The sequence below is a fragment of the Rhodococcus tibetensis genome, from assembly GCF_024438035.1.
Lineage (GTDB): Bacteria > Actinomycetota > Actinomycetes > Mycobacteriales > Mycobacteriaceae > Rhodococcus_F > Rhodococcus_F tibetensis.
Genome location: NZ_JANFQF010000029.1, coordinates 42,586 through 60,458 on the forward strand (window position 1 = coordinate 42,586; position 17,873 = coordinate 60,458).

Here is a 17,873-nt window from a genome sequence, read left to right on the forward strand (position 1 = left end):
TGCGTGGTTAACGAGTCCAGAGACTCGTCAACCACGCACGGGCGGCGAAGCCGCCTACTTCAGCGCCTGCTCGATGTCGCCCACGAGGTCGGCGGCATCTTCGATGCCGACGGACAACCGCACGAGATCGTCCGGGACCTCGAGGAGCGAACCGGCGGTGGAGGCGTGGGTCATGGCGCCCGGATGCTCGATCAGCGACTCGACACCACCGAGCGACTCGGCGAGGGTGAAGATCTCGGTTCGCGAGCAGAAGTCCAGCGCCGCCTGCTTGCCGCCCGCGAGTCGGACGGAGATCATGCCGCCGAAGCGGCGCATCTGCTTCTCGGCGATCTTGTGGCCACTGTGCGATTCGAGGCCCGGGTAGATGACCTGCGACACCGCGGGGTGCCCGGTGAGCAGTTCGACGACCTTCTCGGCGTTGTCGCTGTGCCGCTCCATGCGCAGGGAGAGCGTCTTGATGCCGCGGAGCGTGAGGAACGCGTCGAAGGGTCCCGGGACCGCACCTGCACCGTTCTGCAGGAACGCGAACGCCGTGTCGAGTTCCTCGTCGTTGGTGACGAGTGCGCCGCCGACTACGTCGGAGTGGCCGCCGATGTACTTGGTGGTCGAATGCAGGGCGATGTCGGCGCCGAGCTGCAGCGGCTGCTGCAGGTACGGCGAGGCGAACGTGTTGTCGACGACGATCTTCGCGCCGGCCTCGTGCGCCACGTCGGACAGCGCCTCGATGTCACCGATGTTGAGGAGCGGGTTGGTGGGCGTCTCGACCCACACGAGCTTGGTGTTGGGCCGGATGGCTGCCCGGACCGCATCCACATCGGACACGGCGGCGGGCGTGTACTCGATGCCCCACTGGGTGAACACCTTGTCGATCAGGCGGAACGTTCCGCCGTAGGCGTCGTTCGGGATGACGAGATGGTCGCCGGGGCGGAGCGCAGCACGGAGGAGGCAGTCGGTGGCGGCCATGCCCGAGCCGAAGGCCCGGCCGTACGTGCCCGACTCCAGGGCTGCGAGGTTGGCCTCGAGCGGCCGGCGGGTGGGGTTGCCGGTGCGGGCGTATTCGAATCCGTTACGCATGCCGCCGACGCCGTCCTGGGCGAACGTCGAGCTCGCGTAGATCGGGACGTTGACGGCGCCGGTCTGCGGGTCGGGGTCGAATCCGGCGTGCACGGCCTTGGTGGAGAAACCCTGCCAGCTGATGTTGTCCGCTTTGCTGCGCTGCTCACTCATGTAGGCCAGCGTAGTAGGGACTCAATCTTGCAGATACTCCGCGATCGCGAAGGCGACGTCGAGCTTGGTGTCGTCACTCACGGAGGGGTCGAGCGCGTTGACGATGATGCTGTGTGTCGGCGTGAGTAGTGCCATGGCGACGACGTCGAGGACCACCCCGTCCACCGCCGTGGATCGCGGGTCCGACACTACGTTGGTCCCGTTTCTCATCTCCACGATGACCACAGGGTCCGTCGTCTGCGGCTTGACGGACGCCGTGAGGGTGCTCATGACATTGGTCGGCCCCTTCGACCACGAGCAGGTGGGGTCGACGGATCCGGGCACGACGGCCTCGGTGAGATACGGCCGGTCCGATACCAGCGACCCCAGCACCTCCGTGAGGTGATCGCAGTCGGTCGAACCGGACAGCGCCGCCGAGCCGGGCTTCGCCGTCACCATCGATGCCGGCTGTGCGACACCGTCGATCGCCTGCCCGCACCCGGTCGCCGTCAGTCCGAGGGCGACGATCGGAATTCCCACCACACGACGCAGACGAGCGCCCACTGCTTCCCCCCTCGATATGTGGGACGGGCCGCCCGCGTCCAGCGAGCAGCCCCGTCCCGTTGTCTCGCCCTAGGACCCCGCGCTGAGGAACCCCAGCAGGTCGTGGCGGGTGATGACGCCGGCCGGCTTTCCGTCGTCGACCACCATCAGCGCGTCGGTGTCCCCCAGCGCCTTCGTCGCGGCCGACACAGGCTCACCCGAGCCGATCAACGGGAAAGGCTTGCTCATGTGCTTCTCGACCGGATCTGCGAGGTGAGCACGGCCCTCGAACACGGCGCTGAGAAGGTCGCGCTCGGTGACGCTCCCCGCCACCTCACCGGCCATGACGGGCGGCTCTGCGCCGACGACGGGCATCTGGGACACCCCGTACTCGCGGAGGATCTCGATGGCGTCGCGCAGCGTCTCGGACGGGTGGGTGTGCACGAGGTCGGGCAGTTCACCCGACTTGCCGCGTAGCACGTCGCCGACCGTCTTCTCGTCCGGTTTGCCGTCGAGCGGGGTGCGGAGGAACCCGTAGGAGGCCATCCACTTGTCGTTGAAGATCTTGGACAGGTAGCCGCGCCCGCCGTCTGGGAGGAGGACGACGATGACCGCGTCGGGACCCTCACGCTTGGCGACCTCGAGTGCGGCGACGACGGCCATGCCGCAGGATCCGCCGACCAACAGGCCCTCTTCGCGCGCGAGTCGGCGCGTCATCTCGAAGGAGTCGGCGTCGGAGACCGCGATGATCTCATCCGGGATGGACGGGTCGTAGGCGCTCGGCCAGAAGTCCTCGCCGACACCTTCCACGAGGTACGGACGGCCGGTGCCACCCGAATACACAGAGCCCTCGGGGTCGGCGCCGATGATCTTGACCTTCCCTCCCGACACCTCCTTGAGGTAGCGGCCGGTGCCGGTGATGGTGCCACCGGTGCCGACACCCGCGACGAAGTGCGTGATCTTGCCGTCGGTGTCGGCCCAGATCTCGGGGCCGGTGGTCTCGTAGTGGCTCTGTGGGCCGCCCGGGTTGGAGTACTGGTTCGGCTTCCAGCCACCCGGGAGTTCGCGTGCGAGGCGGTCGGACACGCTGTAGTAGCTGTCCGGGTGTTCCGGCGCCACCGCGGTCGGGCACACCACGACCTCGGCACCGTAGGCCTTGAGGACGTTGCGCTTGTCCTCGCCGACCTTGTCGGGGCACACGAACACGCACTTGTACCCACGCTTCTGCGCAACCAGTGCCAGCCCGACGCCGGTGTTGCCGGACGTGGGCTCGACGATGGTTCCACCCGGCTTCAGCTCGCCTGACGCCTCGGCGGCGTCGATCATCTTGACCGCGATACGGTCCTTCGAGCTTCCGCCGGGGTTCAGGTACTCGAGCTTGGCTGCAACGGTCCCGTACTCGCCGCCGATAACCGAAGTGAGCTTGACGAGAGGGGTGTTGCCGATCAGGTCGACGACGTGTTCCGCGATGCGCATGACTCCATGGTCCCAGATGCGCAGATCGGATGCTCACAGACGTCCGGCACGGGGACTCCGACGCGGCTAGATTGGGTACGGGCGCAGTCCGCCGGAAGCCGTGAGAAGCACCCCAGGTAGCGGAAAGGTGAGACCAGTGCCGAAGAGCACCTGGCAGACCGGTGTGAAGGCCGGCGCCACGGCTGTCGTGGCGGGTTCGAGCGCAGGCACATTGTCGTGGGTGGCGTACTCGTACCTCATGTCGCAGGCCACAGCGGCGCGAGGCGTCATCGGACGCAATGTCACGAAACCGCCGGAAGCAGACGGCGTGTACGCCCCCGGCGGCGCGGCCGTGGAACGCTGGCGTCGCGGCACACCGTACGACCTGCACCTGATGATCTTCGGCGACTCGACGGCCGCGGGCGTGGGTTGCCTGTCGGCGGAGGAAGTGCCCGGCGTGCAGATCGCCCGCCGCCTGGCCGACGAGACGGGCAAGCGAGTCCGGCTGAGCACCAAGGCGATCGGTGGCGCTACCTCGCGCGGACTCAGTGGTCAGGTGGACGCGATGTTCGTGGCAGGTCCCCCGCCGGACGCCGCCGTCATCCTCGTCGGCGCCAACGACGTCACGTCGAAGAACTCCATTCGGGCCTCCGCCCGCAGGCTGGGTGAGGCAGTCGCCCGACTGCGGGAACACAACTGCGCCGTAGTCGTCGGGACGTGTCCCGACCTCGGCGTCGTCACTGCCATTCCCCAGCCCCTGCGCACTGTCGTGCGCACGTGGGGCCTCCGGCTGGCGAGGGCGCAGGCGGTCTCGGTCACCGAAGCAGGTGGACACCCGGTTGCGCTGGCCGATCTCCTGGCGCGCGAATTCCTGGCTGCCCCGGACCGGATGTTCTCGGCCGACCACTTCCATCCTTCGGCTGCAGGATACGAACTCGCGGCGATCCAGATCGTGCCCGTCCTCGCCACGGCGCTGGGCATGTGGCACGGCGGCCCCCTCCCCGACCTGCCCGAGGTCTCGGAGGCGGCCGAGGCACGCAAGTTCTCGACGCGAACCCTGGCCTCGCTCAATCGCTTTCTGTGGCGACGGGCCGCGCGACGACGCGCGACGGGCCGCCTCGACGACCTGCTCGGAATCGAGGAGGCGTCGGCGTCGAGAGCCCGGCGGGCCGCCCAGTGAGAAGGCGACATTCCGCCGTGGCCGCGGCAACGTAAGTTGTTTGTAAAGCCATGAAAACGGTGGTCTGCAACACAGTGCAGACCACGGCAGCCCACAAAGGAGTTATTCATGCCCGAGGCAGTAATCGTCTCTGCAGTACGTTCACCGATCGGCCGAGCCATGAAGGGCTCGCTCAAGTCGATCCGCCCGGATGATCTGACGACGCAGATGGTGGCCGCGGCGCTGGCGAAGGTCCCCGAACTCGACCCCACCGAGATCGACGACCTGCTTCTCGGGTGCGGACAGCCCGCCGGACAGTCCGGGTTCAATATTGCGCGCGTCGTCGCGGTGGAGCTGGGCTACGACTTCCTGCCCGGTGTGACCGTCAACCGGTACTGTTCCTCCTCGCTGCAGACCACCCGGATGGCGCTGCACGCGATCAAGGCCGGCGAGGGTGACGTCTTCATCTCGGGCGGTGTCGAGTCCGTGTCCAGTTTCATCACCGGTAACGCCGACGGTCTGCCCAACACGAAGAACCCGAAGTTCGCCGACGCCGAGGCGCGTACCGGAAAGCTCGCCGAGGGCGGTGTCGCCTGGACCGACCCGCGTGAAAACGACCTGCTGCCCGATGTCTACATCGCAATGGGTCAGACGGCCGAGAACGTCGCGTCCGCCACCGGCATCAGCCGTGAGGAACAGGACCGTTGGGGTGTCCGGTCCCAGAACCGTGCGGAGGAGGCCATCAAGAACGGATTCTTCGAGCGCGAGATCACACCGGTCACACTGCCCGACGGCACCGTGGTCTCCACCGACGACGGCCCGCGCGCCGGCACCACCTACGAGGCTGTGAGTCAGCTCAAGCCGGTGTTCCGGCCAGACGGCACCGTCACCGCCGGCAACGCGTGCCCCCTCAACGACGGTGCTGCCGCGCTGGTCATCATGTCCGATACGAAGGCGAAGGCGCTCGGACTTACTCCGCTGGCGCGCATCGTGTCCACCGGTTTGTCGGGGCTCTCGCCCGAGATCATGGGTCTCGGTCCGATCGAGGCAGTCAAGAAGGCTCTCGCGATCGCCGGCAAGTCCGTCTCGGACATCGACCTGTTCGAGATCAACGAGGCCTTCGCGGTCCAGGTCCTCGGCTCGGCCCGCGAGCTGAAGATCGACGAGGACAAGCTGAACATCTCCGGTGGCGCCATCGCCCTCGGTCACCCATTCGGCATGACCGGTGCCCGCATCACCAACACCCTGCTCAACAACCTGCGTGAGCAGGACAAGACGTTCGGCGTCGAAACCATGTGCGTCGGCGGCGGCCAGGGCATGGCGATGGTCCTCGAGCGCCTGAGCTAGGCGGCTCCGCCGCCCGTGAGTGGTTGACGAGTGCAGAGACTCGTTAACCACTCACGGGCGCGAAGCGCCTAGTCGTTGTTGAAGTAGCTCAGCAGGCGCAGGATCTCGATGTACAGCCACACCAGGGTGACCGTGAGTCCGAAGGCGACTCCCCATGCGGCCTTCTCCGGCGCCTGAGCGCGGATCAGCTGGTCGGCGGCGTCGAAGTCCAGCAGGAAGCAGAAGGCGGCGATACCGATGCAGACGAGGCTGAAGATGATGGCCATCGTGCCGCCGTCGCGCAGTCCGAGGCCGCCTTCGATGAAGAAGCTGGCGATCACGTTGCCCAGGGCGAGGACGACGACGCCGATGAGCGCGCCGATCACCATCCGGGTCAACCGGGGCGTCACGCGGATGGCGCCGGTCTTGTAGACGACCAGCATGCCGAAGAACACACCGAAGGTACCGAGGACTGCCTGGCCGATCAGGGCCGAGCCGCCGACTCCACCGAACGTGATGTCGGTGAACATGAACGACAGCGCACCCAGGAACAGACCTTCGGCGACGGCGTATGCCAGCACGATCGCCGGGTTGTCCATCTTGCGGCCGAAGGTGGCGATCAGTACGAGGACGAGACCGACCAGACCGCCACCGATGACGAAGGGGACAGCCAAGTCGGCGTCGTTGCTCACCAGGAAGTAGGAGATGATCGCCGTCACCGAGAGCACACCGAGTGTGATTCCGGTCTTCGTGACGACGTCGTCGATGGTCATCGAACGGTGGTCGGGGCCCGTCCGGTAGGGCTCGGCCTGCGTGTACTGCGGCTGGCCGAACTGCTGGGTGACCTGCGCGGCGCCGGCCGTCGTAGATCCGAACGAGGCGTATCCGCCGTTGCCCTCTTGTTTGGGCAGGTTACGGAACACCGGGTTACTGGTGGTGCGCACCGTGCACATCCCTTCTCGTGGCTCGCCGGGTGGATCCGGGTTCTCTTATGTGCTCAACGTCCGGCACCCCACCGCAAGTTCCCGTTCTTCGCTTCGGGTCGGACAATTCGGACTCTACCGGTGCCGTGGTGGCGATCGCCAGACGAGGGCGCGGCGGCGCGGCGGTCAGGCGATCGACCGGGTGACGGTGAATTTGGGATTCCGGCCGACTACGTCCGTGCGCCCGACCAGCCGCTGTAGCCGGCCTCGATACCCGAGATGGGAGTTGTAGACGGTCCACATTTCGCCGCCGGACCGGAGAACCCGTCCGGCCTCGGCGAACATCTTCAGGGCGATGCCGGTGTGTACGGCCGCGCCGACATGGAACGGCGGATTACAGAGGATGACGTCGCAACTATCGGTGGCCAGCGTCGACATGACGTCGTCGCGCAGTGTGCTCACCCGGTCGGCGACTCCGTTGGCACGGGCCGTGGCCGACGCGGATGCGACTGCGGCCGCCGATTGGTCGGTGGCTATGACCGAGATGTCGGGTAGCAGCCGGGCGAGACTGACAGCCAGGATGCCGGTGCCGCACCCGAGGTCGACAGCGGTGTTCGCGGTGGGGTTCACGCGTGGGAGGAAGTCGAGGAGGCACCGGGTCCCGATATCGAGTGCGGAACCGGCGAACGCGGCTCCGTAGGAGACGACGTCGAGGCCGATGTCGTCGATGTGTTCGGTGACCGGGAAGCTCGGCTGGGCGGCCGCTACCGGACCGCTCGCGATCAGCACCCGCGACTTCTGTCTTCCGAGTGTCGCCCGCACGGATCCGAACGAGCGCCGAAGCACGTCGTTCATCCCGGTGGAAATGTGTTTGTTCCGGCCACCCGCGTAGACCACCACGCCGCGGTCGGCGTACCGGGCGATAGCCTCAGCGATCTCGGTGAGCTCGCTCAGGCTGCGCGGCAACTGCAGCACGACGACCTTCGCACCCGCGAGCAGGTCCTGCCCGAGGGTGCACTGCCTATAGCACGAAGTGAGGCCGGCCGCCTCGGCGTTGCGCGCCAGCGCCAGTTCCCCCGTCAGCGGGTCCTGATAGACCCGGATACCGGTGGCACCGTGCGTCACCGCGGCGCCGAGGGTGAGCGCGCCGTAGTGGTCCCCGATCACGGCGACGGTACCCGTAGGCGCGTCTGCCAGAGCGGTCGCGGCCTCGTCGAGGATAAGACGGTCGGCGGCGTCGACGGCTACCAGATTCGGTGCCTCGACGTCGGGACGGCGCCGCAAGTGGGCGAACAGTGAATCGCGGTCGAGCACGTTACTGCGACACCCACTCGACCACGTTGTCGACGCTTTCGCGACTGGTACGGAATCGGTTGACCGGATTCTCGGTGTCGGCGTATCCGAACGAGATGGCGCAGACGACTTTGCGTTCTTCCGACAGCGAGAAGAAGTCATGGATGTAGCGCGAGCTCCCGGCCAGTGCCGCCTGCGGAATGGTGGCGACACCGAGGCTCTGCGCCGCGAGGAGGAAGCTGTCGACGTACAGGCCGCAGTCGACGGCGCCGTACGTACCGAGCGCTTCGTGTGTGGTGACGATCGCGACGTGCGGTGCCCCGAACAGGTCGAAGTTCTTCATGGTCTGTTCGGCGGACGCGGCTCTGTCCCCGGGCGCTATTCCCACACTCGAGTACAGCTGCATGGCGCATTCCCGGCGACGCAGCTTGTGCTCGCCTTGATACTCGCGAGGAAAGTCGAAGTCCGATTCTTGCGGATGGCTACGCACGTATTCCGCCAGCCCGGTACGAAACCGCTCGGTCCCTTCCCCCTCCGTGATCGTCACCTGCCACGGCTGCGTGTTGCACCACGACGGCGTCTGCTGCGCCAACTCGAGGATCCGTGCGATCACCTGGCGCGGCACCTGATGGGGCAGAAACGCCCGGCAACTGATTCTCTCGTGGAGAAGCGTGGCCAGAATTCTTTCGGCCGAGCTCGTGTCGGGTGCGGCAATGCCGGTGTCGGTCACGTAGAAATCTCCTCGGGTTCGCTCGCTCTCGAACACGCTCTCGGGGATGAGGGACCGCGATATGCTGGCGTCAGTGCACCGAGAAGGTGATGTCATGAGTGTGCCACGAGGCCCGGAAGGACAAGCCTGGCCGACCGACTCGGATCCGCGGACCACTGCGCGCCACGCCGTCACCGGCATCGCTTCAGAGCTGTCGGCAGAAGGCTTCGACGATGCGCGCGAGATCGGGCGGGGCGGGTTCGGGGTCGTCTACCGATGCCTGCAGAGTGCCCTCGATCGCACGGTGGCCGTCAAGGTTCTCTCGTCCGACCTGAGAGACGAAGACCGCGCGCGGTTCCTGCGCGAGCAGCGCGCAATGGGCAAGTTGTCCGGACATCCCCATGTCGTGGACATCCTTCAGTCGGGGGTGACCCCGAGCGGAAGGCCGTACATCGTGATGCCGTATCACCCGCGCGATTCACTCGAAGCCTGGATTCGTCACGAAGGACCCCTTTCGTGGACCGAGGTGCTCCGCGTGGGTGTGAAATTGGCCGGGGCGCTCGAGACGGCGCATCGCGCGGGCACGCTGCACAGGGACGTCAAGCCGGCCAACATTCTGCTCACCGGGTACGGCGAGCCCCAGCTCACCGACTTCGGCATCGCCCGCGTCTCGGGTGGATTCGAAACCACGTCGAGCATGATCACCGGATCGCCCGCGTACACCGCCCCCGAGGTGCTCCGGGGTGAACCGCCGTCCGTGGCGTCCGATGTGTACAGCCTCGGTGCGGCGCTGTTCTGCCTCCTCACCGGACATGCCGCGTTCGAGCGGCGCAGCGGTGAGAGGCTCGTTGCGCAATTTTTGCGGATCGCCACGCAACCCATCCCTGATCTTCGGGGTGAAGACGTGCCGGACGACGTGTGTTCGGCGATCGAGCACGCGATGGCCGACGATCCAGCCGACCGCCCCTCGGGCGCAGCGCAATTCGGCCAGGAATTGCAGGAGGTGCAACGCAGGCACGACCTCGGCGTGGACGAGATGGCACTTCCTTCTACGGTCGGCGAATTCCCGCGGGTGGAACAGTCGGCAACCCCGACCACCCAGTCTGCCGTGTCCGGACGCAGCCGTAGTTATCGCAGGCGCTCGGGCGCCACACCTCCCAGCGCTGCGGCCCGCTTCCGTCCTCCGACGCCGATGCGGTCGCTGGTTCCGCGGACCCGGCCGCTCGACATGCTTCGACAGGGACAGCGCCGACGCCTGGCGCTGATCCACGCGCCTGCGGGTTTCGGGAAAAGCACGGTGGCCGCGCAATGGCGTGACGAACTCGTCCGGGAGGGTGCCGTCGTCGCCTGGTTGACAGTGGACAGCGACGACAACAACGTCGTGTGGTTCCTGTCCCATCTCGTCGAGGCGATTCGCCGGGCCGATCCTTCCCTCGCCGACGAATTGGGCCAGGCACTCGAGGAGAACGGTGAGGATGCGGAGCGATACGTGCTCACTTCGCTGGTCGACCAGATCCACGAAGGCCGCCGCCATGTGGTGGTCATCATCGACGACTGGCATCGCGTGTCCGATCCGAGAACCATCGCTGCCATGGACTTCGTCCTCGAGAACGGTTGTCACCATCTGCAGATCGTGGTGACGAGCCGCACCCAGGCCGGACTTCCGCTGGCGAAGCTCCGCGTTCGGGACGAACTCGTGGAAATCGACAGCATGGCACTACGTTTCGATCTCGGTGAGTCACAGCGTTTTCTCGTCGACCTCGGCGGACTCGAACTCGCCGATGCCGACGTCGAGGCCCTGGAGGAAACTACGGACGGGTGGGTCGCGGCCCTGCAACTTGTCTCGCTGTCGTTGCGGGACCGGGCCGATCCCGGCGACCTCATCCGGCACATGTCGGGCAGGCACCACGCCATCGGTGAGTACCTGGCCGAGAACGTCCTGAGCACCCTCGAACCCGCGCTACTCGACTTCATGCTCGCGACGTCGATCACCGAACGCGTCTGCGGCGACCTCGCGTCGGTGCTGGCCGAGGTGAAGCGCGGGCAGGCACTGCTCGAGCAGGTCGAGTCACGGGATCTGTTCCTGCGGAGCCTCGACGAGGACCGGGAGTGGTTCGAGTACCACCACTTGTTCGCCGAGTATCTTCGCCGTCGGCTCGAACGTGATCAGCCCGAGCGTGTTCCGGCGTTGCACCGCGCCGCCGCGCAATGGTTCGCCGACCACCACTACGTGAGCGACGCCGTCGATCACGCCTTGGCGACAGACGATCTCGATATGGCAGTGACCGTGGTCGAAACGCAGGGGATGCGCCTGGTCGAACACTCGCGAATGGTCGCCCTGCTGGGCTTGGTGGAGAAGCTGCCGCCCACGCTCGTGGAGTCCAGCCCTCGAATCCAGATCGCCGTCGCGTGGGCGAGCATCCTGCTTCAGCGTGCACCGGAAACCCTCCGCGCACTCTCCCGCGTTGCTGCCGCCCTCGAGCATTCCCCGCTGAGCGAGTCCGAGCGCAGGGACATTCGGCTGGAGAGCGATGTCATCAGAGCCGTCGTCGAGGTGTCGGCGGATCGGGTTGCCAAGGTCCCCGATCTCATCGCCGAGGTGATGGAACGGCCCGATCTTTCGCGCTCGTGGATCGTCTCCGTTGCCGCCAATCTCGCTTCCGCCGTCGCCATCGCCAGGTTCGAGTACGGGGAGGCGCGTCGCTTGCAGCAGTGGGCACTTCCCTACCACCGGCAGACCGTCGGGACGTTCAACCAGATGTACGGCTACAGTTTCGCGGGCCTCGCCGCCATGGAGCAACTCGATATCTCGGCCGCCGAAAAGAACTTCCGCCTTGCGGTGCAGGTCGCGACGGGGGCGAGCGGGCAGCACTCGCACGCCGCACGCCTCGCTGGGACGTTGTTGGGCGAATTGATGTACGAGCTCGGTCATCTCGAGGAGGCCGAGCGACTCTTCGATGAGAGTCACGAACTCGGACGCGAGGGCGGCCTCGTCGACTTCATGATCGCCCGCTTCGTGACCTCTGCCCGGTTGAAGGCGGGGCGCGGGGAGTTCGCGTCCGCATCCCGCCACCTGGACGAGGGTGCCGCGGTGGCCGGCACGCTGGGTCTTCGACGGCTTCTCGCCAGAGTGCAGAACGAGCGGGTCCGGCTCGGACTTCCGCCGCCTCCGCCAGAGTCGGAACCGCCTACGACGCCCATGCGCCCGCCCGACTTCGGCTATGCCGAGATCGTTGCGCAACTCGACGATGCGACTGCCATTCGCCAGCAGATGACGGACCAGCCCGGTCTCGCATGCGAACGCGCCGAGGCGTGGGTTCGCCGAGTAGAGGCACAGAACAGGCCGAGAGCGACGCTACAGGCCAAGCGTCTTCTAGCGGCGTGCCTGGTGGCGGCAAGCCGCATCGACGAAGCCAAGCCGGTTCTGGCGCAAGTCGCCTCGACGTGCGCCCGAATCGGGTTCGTGCGTTATGTCATCGACGGCGGTCCCCGAATGATCCCCGCACTTGCCGCCCTGCTGGAAGACAAGCAGGGCAAGCGCTGGCCTTCCGATTGGCCGGATGTTCCCGCCGACTTCCTCGCCGCCGCCTTGGCCGGTGACACGCCACTCGAGAATTGACTGCCTCGGAGAGGCGCTGATGCAGCGTGACCGTGGACACACACGCTGATTCCACGTTCGCAACGAGGCACCTTTTCGCCACGACGACAGCACCGGACGACCTATCGTGAGAACGGTTGACGCTACCTGCCGAGAGGTCGCTCGCATGTGCCGGTTGTTCGGATTGTCCGCTGCGCCCCGTCGGGTCCGTGCCTCGTTCTGGTTGCTCGACGCCCCGGACAGCCTGACGCAGCAGAGTCACCGGGAGCCGGACGGCACGGGGTTGGGAACCTTCGCGGACGACGGCACTCCGGTGGTGGAGAAGCAACCATTGGCCGCCTACGCGGACACCGAGTTCGCGCACGAGGTGAAGCATCGATATTCGAGTACGTTCGTCGCGCACATACGGTTCGCCACCACGGGCGACCTGTTGCCGGCGAACACGCACCCGTTCACCCAGCGCGGCCGAATATTCGCCCACAACGGCGTAATCGGCAATTTAGCCGCTCTCGACGCCGAATTGGGCTCCGATCTGGCCCTCGTCGAGGGTGACACCGATTCGGAGCGGTTCTTCGCCCTCGTGACCCGGCACATCGACAGGAACGGCGGCGACGTCACGGCCGGGATCAGCACCGCTGCGCAATGGATAGCCGACAAACTCCCCGTCTATGCCCTCAACCTGGTGCTCACCACCCCGGAGGAACTCTGAGCGCTGCGCTACCCGGACACACACGACCTCTTGGTGCTCGAGCGGCAACCCGGCGGGCCGAGCGGGAGCAGGCACCTGCAACACACCAGCAGCTCCGGCAGAGTCCGGGCTCGGTCCGAACATCTCACCCAGCATCCCGCGGTGATCGTCGCGAGCGAGCAGATGGACGAGGACCCGGGGTGGACCCCACTACGATCGGGCGAGCTGCTGCACGTCGACCGGAACCTCACGGTCAGCCGCGAGGTGGTCCTCGACCGTCCACCCCGCGACCTCATCCATCTCGACGACCTCGACAGCCGGGCCGCCGCCGCGCAGCACGAAAAGTAGCGCGCCCCCGGCAGCTACTGGGCGGAGAGCCCGGGCTGTGTGTCAATTCGGCTGGGTCCGCCGTTGAAGGTGCCCGCCTTCCCGAAGGACCATTCGCCGTCCTTGCCGCAGACCAGCACCCCGTTGCGGTCACCCGGGTTCGCGTACCCGACGACGGTGGTGTTGCCGTTGGCGTCGTCCTGCACGATGGGGCACCCCTTGCCGGGGCCGTTGTTCGGGTCGACGGGGACGGCATGCGCCGTGGTGGCCGCGCCCAAAGCTCCGAGGATCGGAAGGGCTGCGAAGGCGATAGCGGCGATGGTTCGGCGGGCGTTGATCATTCGTTCTCCAGAGGATGTCGGGTAAGTGTCTTGCTGACAGGTACTACTGTGCCGATTTCTGCGCGCGGTTCGAAGCAACCCCAGGGGTGGGATCCGCTCACCTACCGCGTTTGCCGCACATGCCTTACTCGGCCCAGTACTCCAGCATCGGTTCGCTTGCGAGTTGGTTCGACCCCTCGGTGATGACGAGAGCGTCTACGTAGATCTCATACTATCTGCCACTGGTGTGGTGTTGATCGGAGATGTACGTCTGTCACGGCTACCCGCATCACCGTGCGGTGGTGCGGGTTTGACCGTGTCCCACACCGACGCTCGAGGTGCAGGAACATGTTGTTTCGGAGTCACCCCCAACCGCCGTGTCACGGTGGGGAGGCTGTGTCGGACCCGGCGATGCCGCGGCCGAGGTGGTGTCGGACTGATTTTGTCGCGGGACTTGCGGACCGGTGCGTGCTCGGCCACCCGGACCGCGGGCATCTGCCCCCGCCGGCGGGTCACATTGCCTTTGCCGAGCAGGGCGCGTTTGGCCAGATTCACCCCGGCGATGTGGTCCCGGTTGCCGCCGACCCGGCAACCCTGGCACCACGCGGTGTGATAGCCGCCGGGGCGGGTGAGGGGTTCGTCGCAGCCCGGACATTGTGCGGAGGAGCCGCGTGCCGGCACCACGACCACCGCGATACCGACACCCGCAGCGGTGTGCGTAAGCGCAGCGGCCGCTTGACGGCGGGCGGACTGCGCGGCCCGGTTGTTGTTGACCCGTCCGTGTCCGCGGGTCTCGAGGGTGGCCAGGTCCTCGACCGCGATCACCTGCGCGCCCGCCGCGGCGGCGTAATCGGCGACCTGACGGCCGAAGTGGAATCCCAGTTCCCGATTGATCTTCCCCCGCTTGGCGCCCACAGCCTCCCGGTGCCCGTCGAGGACGGCGATCTTCGCCTCCAGCCGGGCACGGACCTCGGGATCGGCGGTGGCGGCCAGTCGGGTCAACCGGGCCGCCTTGCGGTGCAGCAGCTGCCCCTCGGCCTGCAGGCGCGCGAGTTTGACCCCGAGGCCGCGGTCATCGTAGGTGAAACCCCGGTAATCGGAGGACAACCCGTCCGAGTTCTCGGTGGTGATAGCGGCGGCCCCCAGCGTGGACGGGGACCAATCCACCCCCACCGCGACGGTCGCCGATCCCGGGTTACAGTCGGGGACGAGTTCGGTCGCCGCGCACCGCCACAGCAAACCCTTCCGGTCGAGGACCAGGGCCGGAAGATGCCAGTCGGTGATCGCCCGGCCGTGCAGGTGCGCGGGGATCGCCGCGGTCAGCCGGACCCGCCGCCACTGCGCCCGCCCCGCCGGGGCCGGGCAGGTCGGCAGCTTCACCCTCAACACCAACTCACGCCCGGCCGCGGTGATCTGCGCGAGTTGCCGATCTGCTGCCGAGAGTCGGGCCATCGCCGCGACCCGCGGTGGTCCCTGGACGTCGGTGATCCGCAACCGCGCCGACTGCGCCCCGTCGGTGCGGCGAGAGCGTGCAATCAGCTGGCGCCGCACGCCCCGGGCGAAACCCAATGGCACAGAGTCACCCGGTTCGGTCGGCGGCGCCAGAGTGCCGGTGACCGGGTCGAACCGCTCGGACAGTGCCGCGATCGCCGCATCCCGATAGGCGAGGGTCCGCAGGGTGGCCAGCACCTGCGCCGTCACCACCCGCGTGACCCGGGAGGGCACGTAGATTCCGTCCGGGTAGTGCGGGTTCCAGCCGAGGCGGGCGGCGGCGACGTGACCCTGGGCGGGCAGCCTCCGGCCCGCACGGTCCCGTCCGGCGGTGAGCACGTCGAACGTGACCGGCTGCCACAGCCGCGCCGTCAACTCGGTGCCGGCCGCCGCAATCAGGTCGAGCAGCCACCGCATCCGGGTGTCGACGTCGTCGAGTCCGATCGGTTCGCCGGTCGCGTCGTCGACCGCCACATGAGCGCGGGTGGTGAACGCGAACTGCCGCGGCGCAGTCGATCCCGGCCCGCTCACGCCGGCCGACCCAGCGCAAGGAAGAACCCGAATCAACCCGGGCTCACCGGTCTCCCGAAAAGCGCCGTCATCGCCGCACACACTCATTGGATACCCCCGTCCCCACGGTCTGCCACCCCACCTCCCGCAGCGCCTCGACTATAACGCCGACCCCCGACACGTACCGCTCGACCTGCGCCACCAATGAACCGGGGCAGTCAATCCCGCCACCCCAGAGCACCGGGTGCCGGCCCCCGGGCCGCATCGTCGACCATCCGGCCGCGCCCCGCTCGCTGCTCCCTCGCGACACGAACCGCGATCCTGGCAGATCCGATACCTCGCACCAATATTGCTCTTCCGCAATATCTTGCTGATCGGCTGGTGACGCCTCCCATCCTGCCGAACCCGGCGCCCCAATAGCACCTTCGCCCTCTCGGGAGTCGCTCCCGCACAAGTTAATACAGCCCTGCCGAGATCGGCGCCACGGTCCACGCGGCCACAGAGTTAGGGACCCGAACCCGCGCGCCGACACGGCAACCGGCCCTCCGTCGGCGCTATTGCTCACCCCAACGACCGACAACCCACGAAATTCCGCAGACGCCAATCCGCGGTGACAGACAGTGCCAGAAACTGATAGCGAGTATTAGATACATTGACAACAGATGAGAGCCTCCGAAGACGGCGAATACTGCACACCCGCGTTGGTGACCGCGAAACCGGTGCCGGTGCGCACGGGATCGTCGATTTCGACAGCTGCGCCATAGGCCGAGGAATCGGGTACCGAGCAGCATGGTGGCGATGCGGTCTGTGTCGGTTTGCATCCCTTGTAATACAACCTCAGCAGTATCGGGTCCCACGCACGAACGGCGCAGCTACTCGATTGGTCGGTCGACGTCCGCGGAACGTTACGTGCCCTTGTTCGTACATCCAGCGAAGGCGAATTCGAGATGACATACTCCCGGTGGTTCTCGTCTCGTCCCGGTCACCGAGTTCTCCGGAAGGACACACCGATGAACGTTCCTCTTGCCGCCCGAACCGTAGGGATCGCCGCCGCCGTCACCGCGCTCGGCCTTTTTGCGGCACCGACCGCGTCCGCGGAACCCGACGACGTCACCGTCGACATCGTCGGAGACGACAATGCGGTGGTGATGGGAGTGCGGTACGACGCCCCCGGGGCCGTCGTCTGCATCATGGCCGTAGTACCCGAAGACGGCACCGTTGCTGTGGCGACGGTCGGCCCCACCATCGTGATGGACGGAGACGACGTCGACCTGAAGGCCGCTGTCGAGCCCGGCGACTACACGGTGCAGTGGAGTTGCTCGAGCGTGCCGGCGTTCGAGCAGTGGGGTACCACTCCCCCGATGACCACCGGCACCGCGACGCCCGTCGCCGTCACCGTGACCGGAACGCCGGGGTCCGGCGGCTCCGGGAACCCGTTCGGAAGCTGACATGCGATCAACAAACCGCTGGTGAGCGGGCTGAGCCAGATATTTCCCGGGTGGGGCGTAACGAAATAGGTGTGAACGCGGATTCTCTCTATGGAATCCCGCAACGGACAGGAACCCACCGCCATGTCGACCGTCACTCATATCGATACCGCCCGCGCCCGCCGCTCCCGCAAGGTTCTCTTCATCGGGAACCCCACCGGATACAACGAGGTGTCGCAGTGGGCGATGGTCAAGCAGTCCCTGGTGGCGGACGGATTCGAGCCGGTCCGGACCATCGACGGCCCCATCCTCTGCGCGATCGTCACCGATGACGTACTCGACGCCGCCGGCTCACCGCACGACGCACGGACCACGGAGCACGCCCGCGAGCAGGGTGTGGAGTGCATCAGCGTGACCGACACCACCCGAATCTGGCAGGCCACCGCCCGCGTCCGCGCCCGCATCGCCCAGAACGCCCCCACTGCACGGGTCAGCCCGCACCACCAAGGGGCCTGACGGCCTACGCAGAGACCTGGCCGTTTACTGTGCCCCCAGTCGGACTCGAACCGACACTGTGCGGATTTTAAGTCCCTAGAAGTGGATTCACCTGAACTTCACTGGATTCGATATTTGTTTATCTGCAACGGTTTTCGTACATGACCGTCCGAACCAGTCCACCTCTGACTGTACCGACTTGTGACACTCTCGTGACACCGAACTCCGCTCGCATTTGGGGGCCAGGACTTCTCCGAGCCTCCATGCACGTCGACGGTCCTAGGTGTTGCGGGTCATGACGTTGTAGACACCGGGCGGAGCATGGGCTGAACGAAGGGGACGGGCCTTCCGGCGGCAGGATGAGAAGTACCACCAACGCATCCGCCGACAGGAAGAACCCGAC

Annotated in this window: 13 protein-coding genes and 1 pseudogene; 6 read left to right on the forward strand and 8 right to left on the reverse strand. The window is 66.7% G+C overall.

Going from position 1 to position 17,873, the window contains the following annotated elements:
* Positions 1 to 54: 54 nt before the first annotated feature.
* From NOF53_RS25225 to NOF53_RS25235, 3 genes are all read right to left on the reverse strand, one after another.
* Complete coding sequence (locus NOF53_RS25225; RefSeq protein ID WP_255973999.1) at positions 55 to 1,227, reverse strand: cystathionine gamma-synthase; 1,173 nt, start codon at positions 1,225 to 1,227, stop codon at positions 55 to 57.
* 21 nt (positions 1,228 to 1,248) lie between these two features.
* The gene (locus NOF53_RS25230; protein ID WP_255974001.1) at positions 1,249 to 1,770 is read right to left on the reverse strand and encodes a hypothetical protein; all 522 of its coding nucleotides are present in this window, start codon (positions 1,768 to 1,770) and stop codon (positions 1,249 to 1,251) included.
* A gap of 69 nt (positions 1,771 to 1,839) precedes the next feature.
* On the reverse strand, positions 1,840 to 3,225 hold the full coding sequence (locus tag NOF53_RS25235) for a cystathionine beta-synthase (RefSeq protein ID WP_255974003.1): 1,386 nt from the start codon (positions 3,223 to 3,225) through the stop codon (positions 1,840 to 1,842).
* Between the two features lie 136 nt (positions 3,226 to 3,361).
* On the opposite strand from NOF53_RS25235, the gene NOF53_RS25240 reads away from it, so the two are divergent.
* A complete protein-coding gene (locus tag NOF53_RS25240; protein WP_255974005.1) occupies positions 3,362 to 4,384 on the forward strand; it encodes an SGNH/GDSL hydrolase family protein in 1,023 nt (340 codons plus the stop codon).
* 108 nt (positions 4,385 to 4,492) lie between these two features.
* A complete protein-coding gene (locus NOF53_RS25245; protein WP_255974007.1) occupies positions 4,493 to 5,710 on the forward strand; it encodes an acetyl-CoA C-acetyltransferase in 1,218 nt (405 codons plus the stop codon).
* 68 nt (positions 5,711 to 5,778) lie between these two features.
* Here NOF53_RS25245 and NOF53_RS25250 read toward each other — a convergent pair whose 3' ends face one another.
* The 3 genes from NOF53_RS25250 to NOF53_RS25260 form a co-directional block, all read right to left on the reverse strand.
* On the reverse strand, positions 5,779 to 6,633 hold the full coding sequence (locus NOF53_RS25250) for a Bax inhibitor-1/YccA family protein (RefSeq protein ID WP_255974009.1): 855 nt from the start codon (positions 6,631 to 6,633) through the stop codon (positions 5,779 to 5,781).
* A gap of 165 nt (positions 6,634 to 6,798) precedes the next feature.
* The gene (locus NOF53_RS25255) at positions 6,799 to 7,926 is read right to left on the reverse strand and encodes a class I SAM-dependent methyltransferase (protein ID WP_255974011.1); all 1,128 of its coding nucleotides are present in this window, start codon (positions 7,924 to 7,926) and stop codon (positions 6,799 to 6,801) included.
* A 1-nt stretch (position 7,927) separates the two neighbouring features.
* The gene (locus tag NOF53_RS25260; protein ID WP_255974012.1) at positions 7,928 to 8,635 is read right to left on the reverse strand and encodes a nitroreductase; all 708 of its coding nucleotides are present in this window, start codon (positions 8,633 to 8,635) and stop codon (positions 7,928 to 7,930) included.
* A 100-nt stretch (positions 8,636 to 8,735) separates the two neighbouring features.
* Here NOF53_RS25260 and NOF53_RS25265 point away from each other — a divergent pair, with 100 nt between their 5' ends.
* Both NOF53_RS25265 and NOF53_RS25270 read left to right on the forward strand, forming a co-directional pair.
* Entirely contained in the window at positions 8,736 to 12,233 is a 3,498-nt protein-coding gene (locus tag NOF53_RS25265; protein WP_255974032.1) for a protein kinase domain-containing protein, read from the forward strand.
* A 145-nt stretch (positions 12,234 to 12,378) separates the two neighbouring features.
* Positions 12,379 to 13,248: pseudogene (locus tag NOF53_RS25270) on the forward strand (class II glutamine amidotransferase).
* Positions 13,249 to 13,262: 14 nt separating this feature from the next.
* On the opposite strand, the gene NOF53_RS25275 reads toward NOF53_RS25270, so the two are convergent.
* Together NOF53_RS25275 and NOF53_RS25280 are read right to left on the reverse strand one after the other, a co-directional pair.
* Positions 13,263 to 13,568 (reverse strand): hypothetical protein, encoded by a 306-nt coding sequence (locus NOF53_RS25275; RefSeq protein ID WP_255974013.1) that lies wholly within the window; start codon positions 13,566 to 13,568, stop codon positions 13,263 to 13,265.
* Positions 13,569 to 13,763: 195 nt separating this feature from the next.
* Positions 13,764 to 15,569: a zinc ribbon domain-containing protein gene (locus tag NOF53_RS25280; RefSeq protein WP_255974015.1), complete on the reverse strand. Its 1,806-nt coding sequence runs from the start codon at positions 15,567 to 15,569 to the stop codon at positions 13,764 to 13,766.
* 989 nt (positions 15,570 to 16,558) lie between these two features.
* Between NOF53_RS25280 and NOF53_RS25285 the strand changes: the two genes are divergently transcribed.
* Positions 16,559 to 16,996 carry a hypothetical protein gene (locus NOF53_RS25285; protein WP_255974018.1) on the forward strand — a complete coding sequence of 146 codons (438 nt, stop codon included), beginning with the start codon at positions 16,559 to 16,561 and terminating at the stop codon, positions 16,994 to 16,996.
* A gap of 123 nt (positions 16,997 to 17,119) precedes the next feature.
* A complete protein-coding gene (locus NOF53_RS25290; protein ID WP_255974021.1) occupies positions 17,120 to 17,491 on the forward strand; it encodes a hypothetical protein in 372 nt (123 codons plus the stop codon).
* The last annotated feature ends 382 nt before the right edge of the window (positions 17,492 to 17,873 follow it).

Excerpts from the sequence above, each read along its gene's own strand:
- NOF53_RS25225 (WP_255973999.1), bottom strand. The coding sequence starts at position 1,227 with ATGAGTGAGCAGCGCAGCAAAGCGGACAACATCAGCTGGCAGGGTTTC.
- NOF53_RS25235 (WP_255974003.1), bottom strand. The coding sequence starts at position 3,225 with ATGCGCATCGCGGAACACGTCGTCGACCTGATCGGCAACACCCCTCTC.
- NOF53_RS25245 (WP_255974007.1), top strand. The coding sequence starts at position 4,493 with ATGCCCGAGGCAGTAATCGTCTCTGCAGTACGTTCACCGATCGGCCGA.
- NOF53_RS25275 (WP_255974013.1), bottom strand. The coding sequence starts at position 13,568 with ATGATCAACGCCCGCCGAACCATCGCCGCTATCGCCTTCGCAGCCCTT.
- NOF53_RS25285 (WP_255974018.1), top strand. The coding sequence starts at position 16,559 with ATGAACGTTCCTCTTGCCGCCCGAACCGTAGGGATCGCCGCCGCCGTC.
- NOF53_RS25290 (WP_255974021.1), top strand. The coding sequence starts at position 17,120 with ATGTCGACCGTCACTCATATCGATACCGCCCGCGCCCGCCGCTCCCGC.